This window comes from Maribacter sp. (genome assembly GCF_039968975.1).
In the GTDB taxonomy this organism is placed as follows: Bacteria; Bacteroidota; Bacteroidia; order Flavobacteriales; family Flavobacteriaceae; genus Maribacter.
In genome coordinates this window covers 1-1,526 of record NZ_JBDVOT010000104.1, presented here as the reverse complement: position 1 = coordinate 1,526, position 1,526 = coordinate 1, and the positions used below count along the sequence as shown (strand labels likewise).

At 31.1% G+C, this 1,526-nt stretch carries 2 protein-coding genes; both read left to right on the top strand.

Features of this window, described 5'->3' with window-relative positions:
• Positions 1–723, top strand: a 723-nt coding sequence (gene menA, locus ABJI11_RS07220) for a 1,4-dihydroxy-2-naphthoate octaprenyltransferase (protein ID WP_348350778.1), incomplete at its 5' end; no start/stop codon positions are given.
• Between the two features lie 32 nt (positions 724–755).
• Entirely contained in the window at positions 756–1,520 is a 765-nt protein-coding gene (locus tag ABJI11_RS07215) for a response regulator (RefSeq protein WP_348350776.1), read from the top strand.
• Positions 1,521–1,526 lie beyond the last annotated feature (6 nt).

The following is a 1,526-nucleotide window of genomic DNA, read 5'->3' as shown; positions in this document are numbered from 1 at the left end:
GACGGAGTTAAAGGGACCGATGGTGTTGATAGACTAGGACCGAAACGAGCTATGCAAAGTGGACTCCTAACTGCTTCACAATTAAAATCTGGTATTTATATTAGTATTATAATAAATGCAATTCTCATAGTTTCTTTAATTGTTAGAGCATTCGGTTTAAAAGATATTTTATACCCTATAGTATTCTTACTGTTGGGAGCCTTTGCGATTTGGGCAGCTATAAAATATACAGTAGGTAAATCTGCCTACGGTTACAATGGTTTAGGTGATTTATTTGTTTTCATATTTTTTGGGCTCGTCAGTGTTTTAGGGTCTATGTTTTTATTTTTGAAAGCGATTTCTTTTATGACATTTCTTCCAGCAATTTCTATTGGATTTTTAAGTGTAGGTGTTCTTAATCTCAATAATATGAGAGACATAAAATCTGATGCAATTGTGGGTAAGAATACGCTAGTCGTTAAAATGGGCTTGGCTAATGCAAAAAAGTATCACTATGCATTGTTAATTGTTTCATTTTTGTGTTTGTTATGTTTCTTGTTCACAACAAATGGGTCACAGTTACGTTATGTAAGTCTTGTAGGTTACCTTCCGGTATTTATACATTTAAGAAAAGTAGCCCGAACTAAAAACGAGGTAGAACTTGATCCAGAACTTAAAATTCTGGCATTGAGTACCTTTTTTATAGCTCTGCTGTTTTTTATTAGTTATTATTATTTTTTGTAATTTTGAGTATAACCCACAAACTAATCTAAACCTTGGAACAACCCATAAAAATTCTAATTGTTGAAGACAATGTAATCATCGCTGATGATATGCAATCTATGCTAGAGGAAATAGGATATGAAATAGTAGATAACGTAATAGTTTACGAACAGGCTGTTGAAGTTTTAAAAACCCAACAGGTAGATTTAGTTTTAATTGATATCATTTTAGCTTCTGATAAAACGGGTATTGACTTGGGTAAGCATATTAGAGGAAACTATGATATTCCTTTCATTTTCGTAACCTCCAATTCTGATCGTGCAACTGTTGAGAATGCTAAAACGGTAAAACCTAATGGTTACCTAGTTAAACCATTTGAACAACAGGATTTATATACTTCTATTGAAATTGCATTATCGAACTTTATTTATGGTAAACAAACAGCTGCCAGTAATGGAACTGCAACTACTACAAATACTGAAGACGTAGCAATGTCTAATTCTATTTTAAAGGATTCTATTTTTGTAAAGAAACAACATCTTTATTATAGAATACAATTTGGAGATATTCAGTTCATTAAAGCCGATAACGTTTATTTAGAAGTAAATACAATTGACAAGAAGTTTTTGGTACGTTCTCCATTGAAAGATTACCTAGAGAAATTACCACAGAATAAATTTTATAGAGCACATAAATCTTATATTGTAAATGTTGATCATATTGATGCTATCAATTCTAAGGATATTATGATTAACAATACATTGATTCCTATATCTAAAGATTTTAAAGAGTTTATTATTTCAGCTATGAATTCCTGATCCGAA